This window comes from Fluctibacter halophilus, assembly GCF_020687825.1.
In the GTDB taxonomy this organism is placed as follows: Bacteria; Pseudomonadota; Gammaproteobacteria; order Enterobacterales; family Alteromonadaceae; genus Fluctibacter; species Fluctibacter halophilus.
The window spans coordinates 1210518-1231699 of sequence record NZ_JAJEWP010000001.1 but is presented as its reverse complement, the minus strand read 5'-3'; the positions used below and the strand labels follow the sequence as shown (position 1 = coordinate 1231699).

The following is a 21182-nucleotide window of genomic DNA, read 5'->3' as shown; positions in this document are numbered from 1 at the left end:
TTAACTGCCCCGATATGTACTGTAGCCAAAAGGCGATATCAGTAACGGAATGTGGTAATGCTCATCCGTTTCGATACAAAACGTGATGTCGGCATGAGGATAAAATGCACTACCATGGTGGCTGCGCAGGTAGTCGCCGGTATTAAATTGCAGGGTATACGTACCTGTGGTCAGACGAATGCCTTGCCATTCATTGCACCGACCATCGGCATTGGTGATCCCTTCAACGCACTGTCCATCCGGTGTCTTTAATGTCAGGGGCATGCCCACCGCCGGCTTACCGAGGGTGGTATCAAGAACATGGCTGGATAAGCTAGGCATTGTCAGCTCCTTGTTGTTGCAATGCTTTGTGCAGGCGCAATGCGGTTATTTTTTGTTGTTCACCGGCAGCGATACGTGTTTCGGTCTCAGTGTCGTTATCAATCCGTGCCGACAGCGCATCAAGCATTTGTCGCGCCGACAGACCGGTGGCACAAATGATAAAGATGAATCCGTGGCGCTTAAGGTACTGTTGGTTAAGGGTCAGCAGTTGTTGCAATGTCTGTTGGTCGGCATCAGCGGTACCCGCTTGTTCCTGACTGGCAAGGGCTCCGGTGTTGGCATATTTTGCCTGCAGCGTCTTCAGATCGCCGATCATCGGGTGGGCGGCAAACGCTTCCAACCAGTCTTTTGGCGTTAACGCCAACCAGGCGTCCTGTGCCGCCTTGTGTAAGTCTGTCTCGCTCTGGTAGGGGCGATGTTGGCACATTGCATTACACCAGACCGTCGCAGCACAGCAACGTTCAAAAAAGTCCAAACAGGCTTGTTCAGACAACTGATTAATGTCGTGCAATGTCATTGCGTCTCCTGAGGCAGATTTATCTGCTGAGCCGTGGCCAGTGATTGTCGATAGGAAGTCCCTTTGGCGCCAGCGGCCGGGCAGTGATGCAGGCGTTCTATCAGTTGGCCAGCGATGGATACCGCTACCTCAATGGGGCGTTTACCCGGAATATTGGACAAACCTACCGGGCTGATCAGGCGTGCCCGCTGTTGTGGGTCAAGTCCCCGTTGCGCGAGTTGATAGTTAAAGCGTTTCGCTTTGGTGTCGGACCCAATCATCCCGACATACGGTAAATCGTTGCGTTTGAGGGCCTGATGGACGATTTCAAGATCCAGTTGGTGGTTATGGGTAAGCACCAATACCCAGGTGCCGTTGTCCAGATCACTGACATGGTCTTGTGGATGTTCACTGCAGTGCACCCTCAGGTTTGGGGCGTGCTCCAGATCTGACAACCAGTCCTGGCGACTGTCAATCCACTGTATTGACAAGGGAAGCTGAGTCAGTATCGGTATTAGTGCGTGTGCCACATGTCCGGCGCCGAAAACCGCTATCGGTTGTTGATACTGCTGGATGACTTCAAACAGCACGCTAACGGCGCCACCACAGCACTGCCCCAGCTTGGAGGACAACGGGAAGTGCTCGATGTGCTGTTGAGCCGCGGATTGACCAAGCATGCTGCGCGCCTGTTGAATGGCGACATGTTCAAGATGACCACCACCAATGGTGTCATGCTGGGTGGTGGCGGTGATGACCATTTTACTGCCGGAATTCCGCGGCGTTGAACCTGCGGTGCCCAGTACGGTAACCAGTACGTAGGGCAGCTGCTGGCCACTCAATTGGCTGATGGCTTGTTGCCAGCTTAATGTAGCCTTCATGACGGCTCCTCGAGGGATTTCAGGGCCCACAATACCTGCTCTGGTGTCGCTGGGGTGTTCAAGTCCGGGTCGTGACGATAATCGGCTGTGCTGGCGATCGCGTCTTTGATTGCGCACCACACAGAGATCGCTAACATGAACGGCGGTTCACCGACCGCTTTTGAATGATAAATACTGTCTTCGTCATTTGCCCTTGGGTACAGGTCAACATTAAAGATTGCCGGGGTATCACCGATGGCCGGAATCTTGTAGGTAGCCGGGTTATTGCTGTCCAACTTACCGTCCGCGTTCCAGCGCAATTCCTCAGTGGTCAACCATCCCATGCCCTGGATAAAGCCACCTTCAATCTGACCGCGGTCGATGGCCGGGTTAATGCTGTTACCCACGTCATGCAGGATATCGACACGGGTTACTTTGTATTCTCCGGTCAGCACATCCAATTGGACTTCGGAGCAGGCAGCGCCATACGCAAAATAGAAGAACGGACGACCTTTGCCGGTGTCACGGTCATAATGAATTTTGGGGGTCTTGTAAAAACCACTGGCTGACAGCGAAACCCGTCCTATATAAGCTTGTTGAACCAGGTCCTGGAACGTCGTTGACTTGCCGTTACACTGCACACGTCCCTGACTGAACACCACAGTGTCAGCGTCACCATTCACCGAGGCGGCATAAAACTCAGCCAACCGTTGCCTGATTTGCTGACAGGCATTCTGTACCGCTTTACCATTAATGTCGGTGCCACTGGATGCGGCAGTGGGTGAGGTGTTGGGCACTTTATCGGTGCGTGTTGCCGTGACCTCAATACCGTCAGTACCGATCCCTAACTCATTGGCAGCGATCTGCGCGATCTTGGTGTGCAGGCCTTGACCCATTTCGGTCCCGCCGTGATTCACCTGTACACTACCATCCGTGTAAACATGCACCAGTGCCCCGGCCTGATTGAGGTGTTTGGCGGTAAATGAGATACCGAATTTGACCGGTGTCAGCGCGAGGCCTCTTTTGATCACCGGTGACCCTTGATTAAACGCCGTTATTGCTTCTCTGCGTTGCCAATAGTCACTGGAGTGTTCCAGCTTTTCAATCAAATCTGCCAGCAGCGGTTTGCCCACCGGCATGCCGTAGTGGGTTTCACTGCGGGCGTCAGCATCATACAGGTTGCGCTTGCGTACGCTCAGGGGATCTTGTTGTACCGTACGGGCGATCCGATCCATCATTGCCTCCGCCATGATCATGCCCTGTGGGCCCCCAAATCCCCTGAACGCGGTGTGAGACACCTGGTTGGTCTGACAGCGGTGACCTTCAACCAGGCAATCGCCGAGGTAGTAGCCGTTGTCTGCGTGAAACATCGCGCGGTCTACTATGGCATCGGACAGATCAGCCGATATGCCACAATTACCACTGATATCGACATGACAGGCCTGTATCAACCCTTGGGCATCAAAGCCTACCGTATAACCATTTTCAAACGGATGGCGTTTGCCGGTGGCTTGCATATCCTGAGCCCTTGGCAGGCGCAGTTTAACCGCTCTACCATTGCGCCGGGCCAGTACCGCTGCAAGGCAGGCCCATTGCGCCGCTTGGGTTTCCTTACCACCAAAACCACCGCCCATGCGGCGCATGTCAACGACCACTTTATTTAGCGGTACGTCGAGGACTTCGGCGACAAGCTTCTGAACTTCACTGGGGTGCTGACTGGACGTGTGGATCAACAGCCGATCTTCTTCATCCGGAATGGCCAGTGCAACCTGACCTTCAAGGTACATATGCTCCTGCCCACCGATGGACAGGTGCGCACTGGCGATGTGCTGCGAGCTTTCCAGACCCGCCTGCCAGTCACCCCGTTCCATTCGGTGCAAGGGACGGACAAAACGCTGCTGCTCGTGAGCCTGCGAAACACTCAGGCAGGGGGGTAGAGGCTCGCTGACAACCCTGGCTTTGGTCGCGGCTTGTTGGGCATGCCGGTGTGTATCGGCCAACACGGCAAACAACGGTTGTCCGTGAAAACGTATCTCGCCATCAACCAGAATTGGGTCGCCATCAAATACCGGCGCTATATCACGCTGGCCCGGAATATCGTCAATGGTGATGACATCGATGACACCTGGGCTTTGGCGCACGGCTTCGAGATCGAGTCCTTTCAGGGTCGCACGGGTATCTGTCGCCAGTCCAACCGCCGCATGATAAGTGCCCATTGGTACCACGTAATCATCGACGTAACGTGCCTGACCGGTCACTTGTCGAATTGCGCTTTCGTGGGGTTGGGATTTGCCGATAACGTCACCGGTTTGTTGATTGGCTGGGGCGTCGATGAGTTTACGCATGTTCAATCACCCTCACTGGCAGGGTTTCGTTACCCGGCGTATGGCTCAGCCAGAATCGTTTCCACACCCTTGCCAATGATTCCTTGCGATAATCAGCACTGCCACGAACATCATCAATGGGTGAGAAGGCCACGCGCAACAGCTGCATGCCTTCTTCACAGGTTTGTTTGTCTGTCCAGGACTTGCCCTGCAGCGAAGCGGCAAGGGTTTTTGCCTGTACCGGTGTGGCTGCGACGCCTCCGAAGCCACTACTGATTTGACGAATAACATCGTCTTCGATGGTCAACGCAAACACCGCACAAATGGCAGAAATATCATCCTCGTGGCGTTTGGAAATTTTATAGGCGCCAATGACCGTGTTGGCACTCGGTAGCGGGATTTCGATGCTGTCAATCCATTCGGTGGGCAACAAAGCGGTTTTACGGTAGCCCTGAAAAAAGTCACTGGCAGGCACCCGACGCTGTTCGGTACCATCATCAAGCACAACGATGCCTTCAAGTGCCAGCACGACAGGGGGTAAATCGCCGATTGGCGATGCATTGGCTATGTTTCCGCCCAGCGTTGCCTGGTTGCGGATGGGCAACGACGCAAATCGCTGGAACAGCTCTGCCAACGCAGGAATACGTTCAACCAGCCACGGATGAAGCGTGGAAAGGGGGACGGCGCTACCGATGATGAGACGGTCTTCGGTTTGTTGCAGGCGTTGCAGTTCAACGACAGACGGTAAATAGATGACATCACCCAGGGTTCCCAGTTGCTGGGTTACAGTGAGCGCCAGGTCTGTCGAGCCCGCCACCAGTGTTGCATCCGGAAATGCCGCTTTGAGTGCGGCCAGTTCCGACCGTGTGGTAGGGCGGTACAAACCGGGAACATTGCCAGGCTGATTTTGCATGTTCAGCAGCGCCTGACGGGTGTGTTCAGCCTGTTGTGTAAACTTATCTGGTTGCCGCTGTTGGCACGCCTGCAACGTCGCATCAATGATCGGCCGGTATCCGGTGCAGCGACACAGATTGCCTGACAGGGCATCGATGACAGCGTCTCGGTTAGTATTGTTGCTGTGTTGGTGATAGAGAGCAAATGCTGACATGACAAACCCGGGTGTACAGAAACCGCACTGACTGGCATGGTGATCGACCATTGCCTGTTGGATCGGGTGTAAGGTTTGGCCGTCGGCGAGGTGTTCAACGGTCAACAGTTGCTTGCCATGCAATGCTCCCATTGACGTGACACAGCTGTTAATTGCCCTATAAGCCAGTGGTTCCTTACCGTTATCAGAGGGTTCGGCGACCACGACAGTACAGGCGCCACAATCCCCGGAAGCACATCCTTCCTTGGTACCGGTAAGGTGGCACTGCTCACGCAGATAGTTCAGGACGGTAGTGTCCGGATCGATCTGCGTAATATCGATTTGTTGTTGGTTCAGCAAAAAGCTGATCATGCCGTTCTCCCTGTAAGTGTGTCCGGCGTTGTTACGTGCAGTAATACAAAAACTAGACCAGATGGTCAACTTATATTGCTTTTATGTCGGTAACAGGTATAACTATAGCGTGGTCACGTACGAAAAGTGCACGTCGGGTTTATGCAAACGCCCTATGTATTGATCAGGAATCTGGTATGCTGTGTTTCACGCAAAACCCGGCGACCTGTCGTCAACTCGAAAAATAGATACAACAACAACTAAAACACGTTATGACAGCACAAAAAACCAATAAGGAAGGCCGCATCGGTGCGCAAAACCGAGCCCGCATACTGGCTGCTGCAGAGCAGGAATTTGCTTTGCATGGCTACAACGGCACACGATTACAGAACGTGGCTGACAGGGCGCAGTTGCCCAAGACCAATATTCTGTATTATTTCAAGTCAAAGGAAGGGCTTTACCTGGCAGTATTGGAACAGATCCTGACGCTATGGAATTCTGCATTTGATGTCGCCACGGTGGATGATGATCCTGCGCTGGTGCTGGCCAACTATGTGGCCGAGAAGATGGAAATCAGCCGCACCAAACCGGAAGCGTCAAAAATTTATGCACTGGAAATCATCAACGGTGCACCAAATTTGAGCAAATTTTACAAAGAACAACACGTAGACTGGATGGATGGTCGGGTCGCACTGCTACAAGCCTGGATCGATCAGGGTAAATTGTCGGTTAAAGACCCTTACTACCTGCTGTTTAATATCTGGGCTTGCAGCCAGCACTATGCCGACTTCCAGGCACAGATCGCGGCGTTACGCGGCAAAGGTATGGATAAACAGGATTTTTCAGATGCAACCAAAGCATTGATCCATATGATCCTCAGCGGTTGTGGGCTTAGCGTTCCTGACAAATTTAAATAGGTATGGAGAAATCACCATGAAACATGCCTATCCAAGGGATCTGGTGGGATACGGAAAAACACCACCGCACCCGCAATGGCCCGGCAAGGCGCGTATTGCCGTTCAATTCGTGATCAATTACGAAGAGGGCGGTGAAAACTGTGTGTTGCATGGTGACCCCAGTTCCGAAGTGTTTCTGTCTGAGATCATCGGAGCAGAAGCTTATAATGGCCGCCATATGAGCATGGAGTCGATTTACGAATATGGCAGTAGGGCAGGCTTCTGGCGCCTTTATCGGTTGTTTACCGAGCGACAGATTCCGATCACCGTGTTCGGCGTTACCATGGCACTGCAGCGCAATCCCGATGCGGTTGAGGCGATGTTGGAAGCAAATTGGGAAATTGCCAGTCATGCCATGCGCTGGATCCATTTTCAGCACATGGATATCGTTCAGGAACGCAAGCTGATGAACGCATCCATCCAGTTACACCAGGCAATAACCGGGCAAAAACCGGCAGGATGGTACACCGGTCGCACCAGTCCCAATACGTTAAAGCTGGTCGCTGAGCGGGATGATATTGTTTATTGCGCCGACTCATATGCTGATGATTTACCCTACTATGACACCCAGTATCGAAACCCGCTTCTGATGATACCGTACACATTGGATGCCAATGATATGCGCTTTGCCACTGCGCAGGGGTTCAATAGTGGCGAGCAGTTCTTTCAGTACCTCAAAGACAGTTTTGATGTCCTGTATGAGGAGGGGCAGCAGTCTCCAAAAATGATGTCTGTAGGGCTGCATTGTCGTTTGGCTGGTCGCCCGGGACGTTTTGCAGCGCTACAGCGATTTGTCGATTATGTACAATCCCAAGACAATGTGTGGTTGTGTCGTCGGGTTGAAATCGCCGAACACTGGCGTCGCCAGTTTCCACTGCCTACATCAGACTGAACACGTAGCGGGCCAGGAAGATCAGTGCCATTGCCCAGGCCAGCGGCGATACCTGGTGCCTTTTTCCGCAGCCCATCATGACACCGACATAGGTGATAAAACCCAGGGCTATTCCTTCACTGATACTGAATGTCAGTGGCATAGCAATGAGGGCGATGGTTGCTGTTGCAACGCTGGGTAAATCCTCAAAATCCAGTTGCTTGATGCCATCCAGCATATAAATTCCCACCATCACCAGTGCAGGCGTGGTTGCCATTAATGGGATCACCAGCATTACCGGCGTGAATAGCAGCGCAAGCAAAAAACACAGGCCGACCACCAGTGCGGTCAGCCCCGTGCGGCCACCCACTGATACGCCGGCGGCTGATTCGACATAGGAAGTTACCGGCGACGTGCCAAGTGCAGCTCCGACGACACTCGCGCCAGCATCGGCACTGAGCGCCTGGCCCATTTTGGGTAACTGCTCGTTTTTGTCCAGTAAATTGGCCTTGCGCGACACGCCAATCAGTGTCCCGATGGTGTCAAACATGTTGACGAACAACAGGGCAAAGATCAGATCCCAGCAGGTCGCCAGATTAACCAGAGGGTAGGTCAGGTCCATGGCCAAGAAGGTTGTGTCGATAGGAGCGGGTAAGCCGATCAGTGCCTCAGGCGTGGCGGTCAGCATACCGTCATTATGGGGAATGAACAGGCCAGCGCTGGTCAACAGGATGATTGACAACAAAATGGCGCTGCGATAGCCCCGACTGACCATCACGATGGTGAGTATGATCCCGGCCAATGCCAGCAAGGTTACCGGTTCACTCAGATCGCCAATGGACACCAGGGTGGCTGGATGGGCCACGATAAGCCCGGCATTTTTCAGCCCGATAAACGCGATGAATAATCCAATGCCGCATTGCACACCGATTTTTAGTGCTTTGGGAATGGCATCGGCAATCTTTTTGCGCACGCCGGTAACCGATAGCAATAAAAACAATACGCCGTTGTAAAACACGATCCCCAGAGCCGCATCCCAGGGTATGTCCCTTGCCAGACAGATGGTGTAGGCAAAAAACGCGTTCAGCCCCATGCCCGGTGCCATTGCGATAGGGTAATTGGTTCTCAGTGCCATGATCACCGTGCCGATACAGGCTGCCAGTGCAGTGACCGTGATCAAAGCGTCAACCGGCATCCCACTGATCCCAAGAATCGCCGGATTGACCACCAGGATATACGACATCGCTGCAAAGGTCGTCAGGCCGGCGACAAGCTCGGTTTTCGGGGTGGTATTATGTGCTTTCAGGTTAAACCAGTGTTCTAGGATTTTACCCATCCGTGTATTCTCGTTGTTATGAGTGGGATTGCCCTGCAAATATATGACCATATGGTCTGGTAATGGCAGGCCTTTTGCAGTACAACCTAAGAGTACACGATTGAACAGACGCTGTGCAGTCACTTCGTCTGTGAACAATACCCCGTTTACATTCCAGCATCAGGAGAATTCTATGTCGCTAATGTCACTCATCGCTGCATTGCCCAAAACGGAATTGCACTTGCACATAGAGGGCTCGCTGGAACCCGAACTGATGATGGCACTGGCGACCAAGCACAATGTCTCTCTGCCGTATACCACAGTGGAAGAAGTCGCCGCGGCCTACCAGTTCGACAGCCTGCAGAGTTTCCTCGACTTGTATTATCTGGGCGCATCGGTATTGCGTGACGAAGAAGATTTCTATTGTCTGATGCGTGATTACCTGCAGCGCAGTCACGCCCAGGGCGTGGTGCATTGTGAGATCATGTTTGATCCGCAAACCCACACTGAACGGGGCATCGGTTATGATGTGTTTATGCCCGGGTTCTGCCGCGCCATTGAAGAGGCCAAACAAAACGGCGGACCTTCGGTACTGCTTATCCTGTCGTTTCTGCGCCACCTTACTGAACAGGAGGCGATACAAACCCTGCAGGACGCTAAACCCTATTTAGATCGGATCACTGCGGTTGGCCTGGACAGCAGCGAGAAGGGCAATCCACCAGAGAAATTCGCTCGTGTATTTGAGCAGGCGGGGCAACATGGCTTGTTGAAGGTAGCCCACGCCGGCGAAGAGGGGCCTGCCAGTTATATTTGGTCAGCCCTCAATACCTTACAGGTTGATCGCATTGATCACGGTGTACGTTGCCTGGAGGATCCTGAGTTGGTTGAACACCTTGTTCAGCATCAGATCCCATTGACCGTATGCCCCCTTTCAAACGTCAAGTTGTGTGTGTATGAAAAGATGGAGCAACATCCACTCCGTGACATGTTGGCCAAAGGGCTGAACGTCACCGTGAATGCCGATGACCCCAGTTATTTTGGTGGTTATTTACTGGAAAATTATCAGGCCCTGGTAACGTCACTGGCGTTAACCCGGGAAGAGGCGCTGACGTTAATCCGCAACGGTTTTCGGGCCAGCTTTCTGGCCCCGGAGCAAAAACAGTATTGGCTGGATAAAATCGAACAGATGGCTGACGCGCATCCCTAATTAGCGGGTCAGCTCTTTGATCAAGGCCTGATGTTGTGGAAATTGCGCCTGCAATGTCTCACGATCTGCCAGCGTCATGTCCTGATAGTCAAACCCAGGCGCGACGGCTTCGCCGATCAATCCATAGCCGGCGCTGCCATTGTCCAACAGGTGAGATGCCTTCCAGACACCGCCGGGCACAATCAACTGCAAAGTTTGTCCGGCGCTGACGTCTGGCCCCAGTACCGGGGTTTCAATGTGCCCATCGTCAAAAATCAGATAGTAGGTGATGGCATCACCGGCGTGAAAATAATGCACAATATCACTGTGGTTCTTGTGAAAATGGCCAATCGGAGAATCTTTGCTCAACAGGTAGTAAATCGATGTCAGCAATGAACGGTTGCCACGCCCATCATCAGGATCACAGGTTGCTGCGCTGCGGTAAGTTTCCAGATAATGACCACCCTCTACATGGGGGGTAAGTCCAAGGCCTTTAATTAACGTGGACAAGGGCGGTGCTTGGGTTACATGGGACATCAGATTCTCTTCGTGTGATGTTGGTCAAACAGTACCACCGGGGATTCAAAACTACCAGTGATTGGGCGTACAATGCCGCTAAGCCAAAGAACATCAAGGAACGTCATGTTTAACAATGCCCCCACAGCGCCGTATTATGCGGTGATATTTACCTCGGTAATGGCCGATGAAACCTCTGGCTATGACGCCATGGCGGAAAAAATGGTGTCGCTTGCCCAGCAACAACCTGGATTTTTGGGTATGGACTCCGCCCGTTCGGACCTTGGTATTACGGTATCTTATTGGCGTGATCTTGATTCGATCCGAGCTTGGAAGTCCAACCCTCAGCATCAGGTAGCCCAATCCAAAGGGCAGGCTCAGTGGTATCAGGGCTATACCGTGAGGATTGCCAAAGTTGAACGGGACTACAGCATGGAAGGCGAAGAAGAATGATGTCGCCGCTGCTGTCATTGCAGGATGCAAATGCACAGTTGCAACAAGGAGCGATATACCCGATTTGGACGCGGATGGCCGATATTAGCACTGGCCAGCTTCCGCCGCTTCCGGCATACCGTATTGGACATGCGCCGGTAATGGACTTTGAAAAGACGTTTGCTGACCCAGACAGCGAACTACCGCATACGCTGCCTACTTATCAACGCTTTTATCATCATCTGAAACAGCTTGAGTTGCCCGCTAATGTACCGTTACTGGTATATGACTATCAGGGGATGCGTTTTGCACCACGAGCGTGGTGGATGTTTTGTTCTATGGGGTATCAGATCCGGCTATTGAACGGCGATTTTAACGCTTGGTTTGACGCCGGTTTACCCGTCACGCCGCTAGATGACAGCACCACTGTAAAACAAGATCAGCCATCGGTTGCGCCTTGTTGGGCGCTACCTGATACGAAAAGGCTTCCCCAGTATTGGGCAGATAAACACGATGTTCTCATTGCCCTGGACGACCCCAATATTGTGATCATTGATGCGCGCAGCCAAGCCCGCTATCTTGCGCAAGTGCCGGAGCCCCGACCTGGCATGCAACGGGGCCATATACCCGGCGCGCTCAATATTCCCTTTGACAGCCTGCTAAATTCCCATGGTATGGCTGACAAAAAAGTGTTGGAAGCTCGTTTTGCATCTCTGGGGATAGGTCAAGATCAAGCGCTCATTGTGTACTGTGGTAGTGGCGTGACCGCCTGCGTGGTGGCATTGGCCGCACGGGTGTGTGGTTTTAGCCGGGTGAGGGTGTATGACGGTAGCTGGAGTGAATGGGGCAAAGAGGGCAGTGGACTTCCGATCAGTCGCTAACCGGCTCAAAGAACACAAAATAGTGGCCGCGAACGAGATCATCAGAGACCACTGCAGTCACTTTGCAGCGCAGTTGCCGTCCGCTTTTACAGGTAATATTGGCTTCCATACTAACGGTGTTGGCGTTTTCTTCTGACGCGACTTCAACGGCCAATTCCCACTGCCGCTCAATGGCATCTCTGTAACCAGGATCGGGGTAAGCCTTTTCCCACCAGGTTGGCTTGTCGGGTATATCTGCAAGAGACCAGCCGACTAAATCGGTGAAAGGCTGCGACACAAAGCGGTTATAGTGCACACCGGTATTGGGGTCCGGCTGTACCAACAGCATGGCAACCGGCAAAGCATTTAACGTTTGGGTCGGGATTGGCATGGTGGATCCACAGTGTTGGCTTTTACCTAACCAAACTACCCTATGCCAGGGCCTTGGGTCAAATGGATCAACGCGGCCAATGCCGCCGACACGGCGCCCAGATCTACACGTTCATCAGGATGATGACTGATACCACCCTGACAACGGGTAAACAGCATGGCGACCGGGCAAATGTCGGCCATGGCCATTGCATCATGTCCTGCGCCCGAAGGCAGTGTAGTGACCGGAGTGCCGGTGTTTTGGATAGCCTGCGCCAGTGCCTTTGTCAGTTCATCGTCACATTGAACAGCATTGGCTTTGTGCAAGCATCGGTTTGAATACGTTACGGATCGTTTTTCCGCGATCGCGGTTAGTCCTTCGAATATGGTGTTAATCGTTGCGCTGCGCACATCGTCTGATTGACTGCGTACATCGAGCGTGAAGACAACGCGACCCGGGATCACATTGACTGCACCTGGACTGACGTTAAGCTCGCCAACCGTAGCAACGGCCTGATGGCGCAATGCGCAGTGTTCGATATGTAGCAACATGTCAGCAGCTGCGCTTAATGCGTCCTGACGCATCGACATCGGCACGGTACCGGCGTGTCCGGCCCGCCCATCCACGGTGATTTCAAACCGTTCAGCACCGGCTATTGCCGAGACCACGCCAATGGGTAATCCTTGTGCTTCTAACACCGGGCCTTGCTCAATGTGAACTTCGATAAAGCCGAGTAAAGGGTCATTCTTGCGGCTGGCGCGAGCAATATTGTTGAGGTCCAACTGACAATCACGCATTGCCTGAGCCAGGGTCACGCCATTATTGTCACTCAGGGTCGCCCACTGGGATTGCCATTGACCGGTTACCGCCCGACTGCCCAGCAAGGTCGTTCCGAACCGTGTACCTTCTTCGTCACAAAATCCTACGATATCCAGGTGGTAGGGCAGTTGGATGTCATTTCTACGTAGGTATTCAACCAGTGCGATTGGCAGCAATGCGCCTAATATACCGTCGTACTTTCCGCCATTGGGAACGGTGTCAAGATGGCTACCCATGATCAGCATCGGGGCATCTTGATTGGCCGATTTCCATCGTCCCCATTGATTGCCGGCCTGATCTTGCCAGCAGCACATCTCCAGAGACTGCATCCAGCGCTTCATGGTCAGGTTTGCGGCCATGTGTTGTGGTGTCAGGTAGCGTCGATCTACCTTACCCGGAGTCTGAGTCAACAGCGCCAATTCTTCACAGCGATCGAGTGTCTGTTGCGCAAGCTCGGTAACGAGTTCGTTGTTAAGCGCTGGCATAGATGTCATAGGCATTGTTGATTGCTTGTGTGGGGGTTAACGGATGGCCCATACGTCGCAGGACCGCCTCCATTGCCATGAGGGTGTGAAACACAGTGTCCTGACGGGCATTGTAGCCCATGGTTCCAATGCGCCACACTTTACCGTGCAAAGGGCCGAAAGAGGTGCCAATTTCAATGTGGAAGTCGTTTAGCAGCACGGAGCGAAAAACCTCGCCATCAATCCCCTGAGGGATATACACGGCGACGATATTGTTCATTTTGTGCTGTTGATCGCCAAATCGTTCAAGGTTGAGGCCGTCCAGGCCCGCCGCCATCGCACGGCCATGAAGTTTATGTCGGGCAATGGCATGATCAATGCCTTCATCGAGCAATGTCAGGGCGCATTCCCGCGCGCTGTAGAGCATGGTCGCAGATTCTGTGTGATGGTTCAGGCGCTTTTCACCCCAGTAATCGAGGATCATCGGCAGGTCGAAATAGTTTGATGCAATACGCCGACCGTTACCTTCATGGTCGCCGCTCTCGCGAATGCCTGCTTCAATGTGATGGCGGGGCATCAGTTGCTCGACAAATTGCGGGCTCAGGGTGATCGGTGCGCTACCGGAGGGACCGCCAAGACACTTTTGCAAACCGACCGAGACCGCATCAATCTGCCACGGATCAACCTTTAACGGGTTTCCACCGACTGACGCTGTGGCATCGACATACAACAACGCACCGTATTGATGGCACAGTTCGCCAATCCCTTCCAGAGGTTGAAGCATGGTTGTCGACGTATCGCCTTGTACCATTGCGACAAGTTTGGGGTTAACCTGTCGCAGCGCCTGTTCAATCTGTTGCAGGCTAAACACTTCACCCCAGGGGACATCAATACAATGCACATCTGCGCCACAGCGCTGTGCGATTTCTTTCAGCAAATAACCAAAACGACCGAATATCGGTACCAATACCTTGTCACCCGGTTCAATGGCTGACACCAGAATGGCTTCAATACCGGCTCTGGATGTTCCGTCAATTAACACGGTTGCCGGATTGCGGGTTTCAAACACGTGACGGTATAACGCCATGGTTTCATTCATGTAGCCGGTCATTACCGGGTCATACTGGCCCACCAGAGGTGTCGACATGGCCCGTAAAACACGGGGATAGCAATTGATTGGGCCAGGGCCCATCAATAAACGGTGTGGGGGATCGAGCAACGCCACGAAAATGCTCCTACAGCAACCATTGAGAAATCATTCGTATGCCGGTGATCAGCAATACGACGGCAAAAATCCGCTTTAGCAGACTGGCATCTAACGCATGGGCCAAACGGGCACCAACGGGGGCAAACAAAACAGTCAGAGGCACGATACACACAAATGCCGGTAGGTTAACCAGTCCAACGGTGCCAGTAGGTGCATCGACTGGCGTTTGTCCCATCACTATCATGGTCAAGGCACCAGGAAGCGCGATCAATAGGCCAATCGCTGCTGCCGAACCTACAGCGCGGTGGGCCGGGTAGTTGAAACCGGTTAACAGCGGCACCGACAGGGTTCCACCGCCGATGCCGACCATGGCGCTCAACGCACCAATCGTCGACGCCATCAATGATTGACCTGCCCGTCCAGGGAGTCCGTCATGCCAGTGTGAGGCCTTGGCCCGCAACAGCATATTGAGTGCAGCCAGTGTTGCGATAGCGCCAAACAGACCGGTTAACCACTCGCCCTGAACATGGGTAACCACCAGACTGCCGGCAATCACGCCAACGAGGATAAACAAGGCCCATTCCTTTAACAGTAACCAGTCAACGTTGCCCTTGCGGTGGTGGGAACGAATGGAACTGAGCGACGTGGGTATGATGGTGGCCAGCGACGTCGCCGTGGCTATTGCCATGGCATGCTCGGGGGATACGCCAAAATGTTGGAACAGGAAGTACAACACCGGTACGATGACAATACCGCCACCGACGCCCAGCAGGCCAGCCAACAGCCCGGCAAATACACCGCTCAGTGCCAGCCACAGCATGACGGGCAGAGCAGGCAAGAACTCCATCATTACCACATTCCTCCGCTGGGAAAAGCCTTGCCATCGCTACGAGGGTCGGTTGCAGCCTCGGTATGGCCATCGGGATGATGTACAACAGCGCCGGCATGTCCCATCATCTCGTTGCAGGGAGAAACTATCGCCGTATCGTGACCCATACTGGCCAGTGTCGCACCGATTTCATCTGCCAAATCCGCTTCGAGTTTAAGGTTATGACTTTGGTCTCCCCAGGTACGCCCTAGTAGCCAACGGCCATCAGCAATGGACTGCGCCAGAGGCAGGTTCTGATAGACATAGCGGCTAAACAACGCGGCCTGAGTTTGGGGTTGTCCTTCGCCCCCCATGGTGCCATAGCTTATACGTCGGCCATCGTGTAATTCCGCATAAGCTGGGTTCAGGGTATGGAAGGGTTTGGCGCCGGGACGCAAACAGCGTTTATCATCGGGATCGAGCGAGAAAGACGTTCCCCGGTTGTTCCATACAATGCCGGTTGTCGGCGATACAATGCCGCTACCAAATTCCCAATACAGGCTCTGTATGTAGCTGACCATTCGTCCCTGTTGATCGCAGGCACCCATCCAGATTGTGTCACCATGGGCGGCTTGATGAGGCCAGGGCAGGGCTTTTTGCACATTGATTTTTGCCGCCAATTGGTCGAGTTTTTCAGCGTCAAGCAGTGATGACAGAGGCAACGATACCTGTTCGGGGTCCACGACGTGAGCATCACGCAATAAAAATGCCTGTTTGGTGCATTCGATGATCAAATGGACTCTGCTGGCTTCATCGTCGACAAGGTGGGCAAGACGGTCATACAGCGCCAGAATGATCAACGAAGCAATACCCTGTGTAGGTGCAGGAAGGTTATACAATCGACCCACTGATATGTCTGCTTTAAGCGGTGTAACCCATGCGGCGCTATAAGCCGCAAAATCCTCAGCGCTTAGCAAGCTACCGGCCTGTTGGAGATCCTGTGCAAGTGAAGCGGCTATTTCACCCCGATAGAAGCTATCAAGTCCTTCATGGGTGAGCTGTTCAAGGGTCGCAGCCAGAGCAGGAAGCTTAAGAATGTGTCCTTCTTTAAGCGGTTTCCCTTTGTGCAAAAATGGCGCAAACCCTTGAAATTCTGACAATTCGTCGAAAGTTTTGTGGCTTGCAGATGACAAACTGTGGGTTATTTCGATACCCCATTTCGCCTGCCCAATTGCGGGTGCAAGCAGTTCTGCCAGAGGGATCCCTGGCTGCCACTGGTGACTGAGTTGGAGTGCTGTTTGCCAGCCACTGACGGCACCCGCCATGGTCACCGCAGCATCGGGCCCTCGACTGGGTAAGGCTGTCTTGTTGCTGAATCGGGACAGGGTAGCAGCGCGACCCGCGGTGCCTGCGGCGTCAATCGCAACAGGGGTTTTTCCTGGCTCACTGATCAACCAGAAACCGTCGCCTCCCAAACCGTTCATGTGTGGGTATTCAACTGCGATGGACGCTGCTGCGGCGACCATCGCCTCGATGGCTGTACCGCCCTGGCGTAGAACGTTCTCTCCGGTTTGCGCTGCGGCAAAATGAGGTGCGGTAAAGGCTATATTGGTTTGACTATTGGGCATGGGTAGGCTCCAGATGACCAAGCAGGGTAATGGCCCTTTCAACTAAATTAAGATCGCTGCCGGGTGGACCGATAAGACTGAATCCGACGGGGGCGCCGTGCAGTTGACCTTGGGGTACGTGTAACTGGGGAAGACCTGCTAATCCGGCCAGACAGGTAAACGACAGTAATGTCGTACGATAGGCAGCGCGCTGTGTATCGCTCATGTTAATCAGCGGCGCAGGCCCCGGTGTTGTTGGCAATACCAGTATACCGTTATCCGACAGGGCTTGTTGTGACCATTGTATGATCTGATGGCGAACCTGGGTTGCCGCTTCAATATCAGCATCAGTCAGGGATGCACAATGATCGAGCCGGGCTTTGATGGCCGGTGACACGATCGGTTGATGGGCTTTAAGCCACGGACCCAGCCTTTGCCAGATTTCAGCCCCTTGCAGGGTAACAAAGGCGTTGGCTGCTTCGTCGAGTTGACGTTGACTTAACGAGTCTCTGGGTTCAGGTTTTGATGCAAGCTGGTCGAACAGTCGCAACAGTTGTGGCCCATGCTCAGCCTGTTCAAATAGCGCATTAATGGTGCCCAGAGGCCCATTTTGAAACGCTGCCATGGGTGTGAGCCCACAAGCAATCAGACAGCGGTGTAATGTCACCGGATCACGGGTTAGCAAGCCAACCGTGTCAAAAGAAGGCGCCAACGGTTGCAAGCCATCGGTGTCCAGCGCGCCATGGGTAGGGCGAAATCCAAACAAGCCCATATAACTGGCGGGCACGCGGATTGAGCCGCCAGTGTCGGTGCCAAGGCCGATGTCGGCCAATCGCTGTGCTACCGCACTGGCAGATCCACTGCTGGAACCACCGGGTAAACGCTCTGGGGCGACTGGATTTAGCGGGATACCGTAATGAATATTCTGCCCTTCGAGACTATAGGCAAACTCATCCGTGATGGTTTTACCCGCCCACTGCGCGCCAGCGGTGATCAATTGTTGAACAACGGTGGCGGTGTTTGTTGCCGGGCGTTGTCGGGCGGCCCATGTTGGATTGCCAAAACCAGTGACGGTGTTTTCAACATCGAACACATCTTTTACTGCCAGGCGCTTGCCTTCAAGCATTCCCTTGCCGCTAGGCAGGGGAGGCTTGGTGGTTGAAACAAACGGGTTATTGATCGGTACAGGCATCGTGGTCTCAATGTTTTCGCATGCCTCAATGAAACAAATGTTTCACTATATAGTCAAGTGAAATATTATTGAGCTTCCAATTCTTCCATTTCTGAATATAGCCGAGAGATGGCTTTTATTCGTGAATTTGCGGTGGGGCGTTGATTCAGCACTTCGTTACAGACCATCGAGATCAGGCTCATCGGTGCAGCATAACTGTCCAGAGGCAGTTCCTGTCCCAACTGACAAATCAGCAACTGGGTCACTTTGGATTTGTAGATCAGCGCCGAGGGGTCTCCAATCATGACGACCTGGTGTTGTTGCAATTGCTCAATCAAGTGGGGCATAACCCGTGGACGTCGACGAAAGCCGATGACAATCACGAGCTCGTCACTGTGGGTATCCTGCAACTCTTCACCCAAGGTCTGTCCTGGTTGGGGCAGCAGTCGGACTTTATCCCGTATTTGCAGTAGCTGTTGTCGGAAATGTAAAGCAATCGGATAACTGTTTCTGAAACCAATCAGGGTGATGCGCGGTGCCGATAAAATCCGTTGAACCAACATTTCAACATCTTCTTTATTGATGTTTTCCAGTGTTTGACGAATTTTGATCAGTTCATCTTCAACAAAATCCCCCTGTGTCGGTGTGATAGCCAGGGGGTAGCCGCTGTCTCTTAACTGACGCAATTCCCGTTTTACATCAAGATGAGATTCATACCCCAACTGTCTGAAGAAGCGGCTAACGGTGGCCTTTGATGTTTGGCTGACCTCAGCGATTTCTTCGACCGAGGTTTGCAATACCGCAAGGGGGTTCTGCTGCAGTACATTCGCCACTTTACGGGCGTTAGGCGACAGGTTTTCATACTGTTGCTCAATGCGGGCAACGAAGGGAATTGTTTTACTCACCAAAGGTTCCGTGATTGCGCGAGATGCATTGAGTGTACCCAAATTACGGGTGATGTTAAGGCTTTTGTGCCACGGCGTTTGTTTTATCCGGTTGGAGTGATAGCATGTTTTGCGACATTGGATGGGCGTGGATGATGCGGCGAATGCGCAATATAGTGATCTTAACCGGGGCCGGCATTTCTGCAGAGTCGGGATTAAAGACCTTCAGGGACAATGATGGTTTGTGGGAGCAACACGCCATTGAAGATGTCGCTACTCCACAAGCCTTTGCTCGCGATCCGGCGTTGGTGTACCGTTTTTACAATGCCCGTCGCGCGCAACTACAGCAACAGGCGGTAAAACCCAACTTGGCGCATCATGCTGTCGCCCGGCTTCAGAAAGAATGGCGTCAGGGTACCGTCACACTGGTTACCCAGAACGTTGATGATCTGCATGAACGTGCGGGATGCAGCAATGTGCTGCACATGCATGGCGAATTGCTCAGCCAACGGTGCTGCCGTTCAAACCAAGCGGTGTATTGTAAAGAGCCTTTCGATGCGACCAGTCGCTGTCAGTGCTGTGACCCACCCAGTCCGGTCAGGCCCGATATCGTTTGGTTCGGCGAAATGCCGATGCACATGGATAGGATTGAAAAAGCGTTGTATAACGCGGATGTGTTTGTTGCCATTGGTACGTCGGGCCAGGTTTATCCTGCTGCAGGTTTTGTCGCTATGGCCTCGCAATGTGGCGCACATGCTGTCGAACTGAACCTCAAGGCCAGTGATACAAACACATTGTTTGATGAACACGACTATGGGCCTGCAACGGTTGTGGTGCCGCGCTTTGTCGAAAGAATGTTAAAGGAGAACTAGGTTGGAGGTTGTTGGGTTGTATTGGCTTGAATTCCTGACCATTGCCGCGGTCCATCTACTCGCGGTTGCCAGTCCGGGACCGGATTTTGCCATCGTTTTGCGACACAGTATTCGGCATGGCCGGCGTGCCGCTATGTACACCAGTATCGGCATTGGTGTGGGTATTCTAATCCATGTGGTGTACTCGTTGCTCGGCATTGGATTGGTGATTAAAACCACACCGTGGTTGTTTTCGGCATTGACCTATGTTGCCGCAGCCTATTTGTTGTTCATTGGCTGGCAAGCGTTACGTAGCGCACCTCCCGCCCGATCAACGACAGAAGAAGGGCCGGTTACCCATGACAGTGTGGACAAGCTGACCGACAGAAAGGCGTTTTTGGTCGGGTTGGTGACCAACGGCCTTAATCCCAAGGCGACGTTGTTCTTTTTGTCGGTATTTGCGGTCGCGGTGTCGCCTGAAACACCGTTTGTGGTTAAGTCAGCGTACGGGGTGTACCTGGCCTTCGCCACCGGCGTGTGGTTCTGCACCTTATCGTGGTTTTTAAGTGCTCAGAGAGTACGCTCGTTTATTGGCAAAAAGGGCTACTGGTTTGACCGGGTGATGGGCGCGGTTCTGGTGGCGTTGGCAGTAAAACTGGTCATAACCTGAACCGAATAGGTTGGGCCCCTAACGATGCGGGGCCCTCAACGCGTTAGTTGTTCACATCAATGTCGCCGACACCGACATCAATTTCGATGTCATATTGGCCGTCTCCACGCCACTGAACCTCTTGGCTAACCATCTGGCGAATTTCACGCGCGCCCTTGAAACCGTCCAAATCAGCGTCACCGACACCGGTTTCAAGTTCAATGGAACCGTAGTCATTCCCGCCAAGGTCAACTTCAACATCGCCAACACCGACATCCACACTGATATTCTGGCGAAGGCCCGTGATGTCAGCTTCGCCCACGCCCATGTCCAGCTTAAAATGAATCGACGCGGGTACTTTCAATGTCCAGCGTTGCTTGGTGTCTTCTTCTTTCACCATCAGGCTGATGCGTGAACCGTCGGTGGTTTTACTGATCTCTGTATCAGAAAAATCAAAATGATCACCAAAAAATCCATCGGAGGCCGGTTCAACTTCAACGGTGACTGAAACCGTATCACCATCGTGGGTTTTGACGTCTACCTGGCCAACGCCAACGTCCAGTATCAAGGTGTCGTTGGCTGAAACGACAAAACTATCTTCCAACGTTACCTGGTCAGTCCAGGCTGACGCATGCGCTGCAAAGGACAATGGGATGGCTAGTGCAATAGCGCGTAAAGGGTAGTTCATGATTATTTCCTGTTGGTATTGTTATCCGGTTTGTCGCCAGCAATTGAGAAAAGGTTTAAACCGCATGAAAAAAATGTCTTTATGCCCAGACT

At 52.9% G+C, this 21182-nt stretch carries 22 protein-coding genes; 7 read left to right on the top strand and 15 right to left on the bottom strand.

The genetic code is table 11. The features are described from left to right. Genes uraH through xdhA form a run of 5 tightly spaced genes read right to left on the bottom strand, consistent with a single transcriptional unit; the run spans position 1 to position 5457 of the window. A complete protein-coding gene (uraH, locus tag LJ739_RS05720) occupies positions 1-321 on the bottom strand; it encodes a hydroxyisourate hydrolase (protein WP_229157925.1) in 321 nt (106 codons plus the stop codon). After that, positions 314-838 carry a 2-oxo-4-hydroxy-4-carboxy-5-ureidoimidazoline decarboxylase gene (uraD, locus tag LJ739_RS05715; protein ID WP_229157922.1) on the bottom strand — a complete coding sequence of 175 codons (525 nt, stop codon included), beginning with the start codon at positions 836-838 and terminating at the stop codon, positions 314-316. Before uraD ends, uraH begins: the two co-directional genes overlap by 8 nt. Then, positions 835-1695, bottom strand: a complete 861-nt coding sequence (xdhC, locus tag LJ739_RS05710; RefSeq protein WP_229157920.1) for a xanthine dehydrogenase accessory protein XdhC — start codon at positions 1693-1695, stop codon at positions 835-837. Before xdhC ends, uraD begins: the two co-directional genes overlap by 4 nt. Next, positions 1692-4019 carry a xanthine dehydrogenase molybdopterin binding subunit gene (gene xdhB, locus LJ739_RS05705; RefSeq protein ID WP_229157918.1) on the bottom strand — a complete coding sequence of 776 codons (2328 nt, stop codon included), beginning with the start codon at positions 4017-4019 and terminating at the stop codon, positions 1692-1694. The genes xdhC and xdhB overlap by 4 nt, the downstream gene beginning before the upstream one ends. Further along, entirely contained in the window at positions 4012-5457 is a 1446-nt protein-coding gene (gene xdhA, locus LJ739_RS05700) for a xanthine dehydrogenase small subunit (RefSeq protein WP_229157916.1), read from the bottom strand. Before xdhA ends, xdhB begins: the two co-directional genes overlap by 8 nt. Before the next feature lie 251 nt (positions 5458-5708). Here xdhA and LJ739_RS05695 point away from each other — a divergent pair, with 251 nt between their 5' ends. Beyond that, entirely contained in the window at positions 5709-6353 is a 645-nt protein-coding gene (locus tag LJ739_RS05695) for a TetR/AcrR family transcriptional regulator (protein ID WP_229157914.1), read from the top strand. Positions 6354-6369: 16 nt separating this feature from the next. Beyond that, entirely contained in the window at positions 6370-7284 is a 915-nt protein-coding gene (puuE, locus tag LJ739_RS05690; RefSeq protein ID WP_229157912.1) for an allantoinase PuuE, read from the top strand. Here puuE and LJ739_RS05685 read toward each other — a convergent pair. Next, complete coding sequence (locus LJ739_RS05685; RefSeq protein ID WP_229157910.1) at positions 7271-8599, bottom strand: NCS2 family permease; 1329 nt, start codon at positions 8597-8599, stop codon at positions 7271-7273. The genes puuE and LJ739_RS05685 overlap by 14 nt on opposite strands. A gap of 172 nt (positions 8600-8771) precedes the next feature. On the opposite strand from LJ739_RS05685, the gene LJ739_RS05680 reads away from it, so the two are divergent. Further along, positions 8772-9785 (top strand): adenosine deaminase, encoded by a 1014-nt coding sequence (locus LJ739_RS05680; RefSeq protein ID WP_229157907.1) that lies wholly within the window; start codon positions 8772-8774, stop codon positions 9783-9785. On the opposite strand, the gene LJ739_RS05675 is transcribed toward LJ739_RS05680, so the two are convergent. Further along, a complete protein-coding gene (locus LJ739_RS05675; RefSeq protein ID WP_229157905.1) occupies positions 9786-10301 on the bottom strand; it encodes a cupin domain-containing protein in 516 nt (171 codons plus the stop codon). It abuts the gene before it with no gap. 105 nt (positions 10302-10406) lie between these two features. Here LJ739_RS05675 and LJ739_RS05670 point away from each other — a divergent pair, with 105 nt between their 5' ends. Continuing rightward, complete coding sequence (locus tag LJ739_RS05670) at positions 10407-10733, top strand: antibiotic biosynthesis monooxygenase family protein (protein WP_229157903.1); 327 nt, start codon at positions 10407-10409, stop codon at positions 10731-10733. Then, on the top strand, positions 10730-11593 hold the full coding sequence (locus LJ739_RS05665; RefSeq protein ID WP_229157901.1) for a sulfurtransferase: 864 nt from the start codon (positions 10730-10732) through the stop codon (positions 11591-11593). Before LJ739_RS05670 ends, LJ739_RS05665 begins: the two co-directional genes overlap by 4 nt. Here LJ739_RS05665 and LJ739_RS05660 read toward each other — a convergent pair. From LJ739_RS05660 to LJ739_RS05630, 7 genes are all read right to left on the bottom strand, one after another. Continuing rightward, positions 11583-11963, bottom strand: coding sequence for a PAS domain-containing protein (locus LJ739_RS05660; RefSeq protein ID WP_229157893.1), 381 nt, complete (start codon positions 11961-11963; stop codon positions 11583-11585). The genes LJ739_RS05665 and LJ739_RS05660 overlap by 11 nt on opposite strands. A 35-nt stretch (positions 11964-11998) precedes the next feature. Next, the gene (locus LJ739_RS05655) at positions 11999-13261 is read right to left on the bottom strand and encodes an allantoate amidohydrolase (RefSeq protein WP_407646742.1); all 1263 of its coding nucleotides are present in this window, start codon (positions 13259-13261) and stop codon (positions 11999-12001) included. Next, on the bottom strand, positions 13233-14417 hold the full coding sequence (locus LJ739_RS05650) for a pyridoxal-phosphate-dependent aminotransferase family protein (RefSeq protein ID WP_229159445.1): 1185 nt from the start codon (positions 14415-14417) through the stop codon (positions 13233-13235). The genes LJ739_RS05655 and LJ739_RS05650 overlap by 29 nt, the downstream gene beginning before the upstream one ends. Before the next feature lie 43 nt (positions 14418-14460). Continuing rightward, on the bottom strand, positions 14461-15279 hold the full coding sequence (locus LJ739_RS05645) for a sulfite exporter TauE/SafE family protein (RefSeq protein ID WP_229159443.1): 819 nt from the start codon (positions 15277-15279) through the stop codon (positions 14461-14463). 2 nt (positions 15280-15281) lie between these two features. After that, on the bottom strand, positions 15282-16868 hold the full coding sequence (locus LJ739_RS05640) for a gamma-glutamyltransferase family protein (protein WP_229157891.1): 1587 nt from the start codon (positions 16866-16868) through the stop codon (positions 15282-15284). Further along, positions 16858-18039 (bottom strand): amidase, encoded by a 1182-nt coding sequence (locus LJ739_RS05635; protein WP_229157889.1) that lies wholly within the window; start codon positions 18037-18039, stop codon positions 16858-16860. The genes LJ739_RS05640 and LJ739_RS05635 overlap by 11 nt, the downstream gene beginning before the upstream one ends. A gap of 65 nt (positions 18040-18104) precedes the next feature. Then, entirely contained in the window at positions 18105-18923 is an 819-nt protein-coding gene (locus LJ739_RS05630) for a MurR/RpiR family transcriptional regulator (protein ID WP_229157888.1), read from the bottom strand. 131 nt (positions 18924-19054) lie between these two features. Here LJ739_RS05630 and cobB point away from each other — a divergent pair, with 131 nt between their 5' ends. Both cobB and LJ739_RS05620 read left to right on the top strand, forming a co-directional pair. Beyond that, positions 19055-19774: a Sir2 family NAD+-dependent deacetylase gene (cobB, locus tag LJ739_RS05625; RefSeq protein WP_267494257.1), complete on the top strand. Its 720-nt coding sequence runs from the start codon at positions 19055-19057 to the stop codon at positions 19772-19774. A gap of 1 nt (position 19775) precedes the next feature. Then, entirely contained in the window at positions 19776-20423 is a 648-nt protein-coding gene (locus tag LJ739_RS05620) for a LysE family translocator (RefSeq protein ID WP_229157885.1), read from the top strand. 43 nt (positions 20424-20466) lie between these two features. On the opposite strand, the gene LJ739_RS05615 is transcribed toward LJ739_RS05620, so the two are convergent. Next, the gene (locus tag LJ739_RS05615) at positions 20467-21090 is read right to left on the bottom strand and encodes a hypothetical protein (protein ID WP_229157882.1); all 624 of its coding nucleotides are present in this window, start codon (positions 21088-21090) and stop codon (positions 20467-20469) included. Positions 21091-21182: the final 92 nt, after the last annotated feature.

Excerpts from the sequence above, each read along its gene's own strand:
- uraH (WP_229157925.1), bottom strand. The coding sequence starts at position 321 with ATGCCTAGCTTATCCAGCCATGTTCTTGATACCACCCTCGGTAAGCCG.
- uraD (WP_229157922.1), bottom strand. The coding sequence starts at position 838 with ATGACATTGCACGACATTAATCAGTTGTCTGAACAAGCCTGTTTGGAC.
- xdhC (WP_229157920.1), bottom strand. The coding sequence starts at position 1,695 with ATGAAGGCTACATTAAGCTGGCAACAAGCCATCAGCCAATTGAGTGGC.
- xdhB (WP_229157918.1), bottom strand. The coding sequence starts at position 4,019 with ATGCGTAAACTCATCGACGCCCCAGCCAATCAACAAACCGGTGACGTT.
- xdhA (WP_229157916.1), bottom strand. The coding sequence starts at position 5,457 with ATGATCAGCTTTTTGCTGAACCAACAACAAATCGATATTACGCAGATC.
- LJ739_RS05695 (WP_229157914.1), top strand. The coding sequence starts at position 5,709 with ATGACAGCACAAAAAACCAATAAGGAAGGCCGCATCGGTGCGCAAAAC.
- puuE (WP_229157912.1), top strand. The coding sequence starts at position 6,370 with ATGAAACATGCCTATCCAAGGGATCTGGTGGGATACGGAAAAACACCA.
- LJ739_RS05685 (WP_229157910.1), bottom strand. The coding sequence starts at position 8,599 with ATGGGTAAAATCCTAGAACACTGGTTTAACCTGAAAGCACATAATACC.
- LJ739_RS05680 (WP_229157907.1), top strand. The coding sequence starts at position 8,772 with ATGTCGCTAATGTCACTCATCGCTGCATTGCCCAAAACGGAATTGCAC.
- LJ739_RS05675 (WP_229157905.1), bottom strand. The coding sequence starts at position 10,301 with ATGTCCCATGTAACCCAAGCACCGCCCTTGTCCACGTTAATTAAAGGC.
- LJ739_RS05670 (WP_229157903.1), top strand. The coding sequence starts at position 10,407 with ATGTTTAACAATGCCCCCACAGCGCCGTATTATGCGGTGATATTTACC.
- LJ739_RS05665 (WP_229157901.1), top strand. The coding sequence starts at position 10,730 with ATGATGTCGCCGCTGCTGTCATTGCAGGATGCAAATGCACAGTTGCAA.
- LJ739_RS05660 (WP_229157893.1), bottom strand. The coding sequence starts at position 11,963 with ATGCCAATCCCGACCCAAACGTTAAATGCTTTGCCGGTTGCCATGCTG.
- LJ739_RS05655 (WP_407646742.1), bottom strand. The coding sequence starts at position 13,261 with ATGCCTATGACATCTATGCCAGCGCTTAACAACGAACTCGTTACCGAG.
- LJ739_RS05650 (WP_229159445.1), bottom strand. The coding sequence starts at position 14,417 with ATGGGCCCTGGCCCAATCAATTGCTATCCCCGTGTTTTACGGGCCATG.
- LJ739_RS05645 (WP_229159443.1), bottom strand. The coding sequence starts at position 15,279 with ATGGAGTTCTTGCCTGCTCTGCCCGTCATGCTGTGGCTGGCACTGAGC.
- LJ739_RS05640 (WP_229157891.1), bottom strand. The coding sequence starts at position 16,868 with ATGCCCAATAGTCAAACCAATATAGCCTTTACCGCACCTCATTTTGCC.
- LJ739_RS05635 (WP_229157889.1), bottom strand. The coding sequence starts at position 18,039 with ATGCCTGTACCGATCAATAACCCGTTTGTTTCAACCACCAAGCCTCCC.
- cobB (WP_267494257.1), top strand. The coding sequence starts at position 19,055 with ATGATGCGGCGAATGCGCAATATAGTGATCTTAACCGGGGCCGGCATT.
- LJ739_RS05615 (WP_229157882.1), bottom strand. The coding sequence starts at position 21,090 with ATGAACTACCCTTTACGCGCTATTGCACTAGCCATCCCATTGTCCTTT.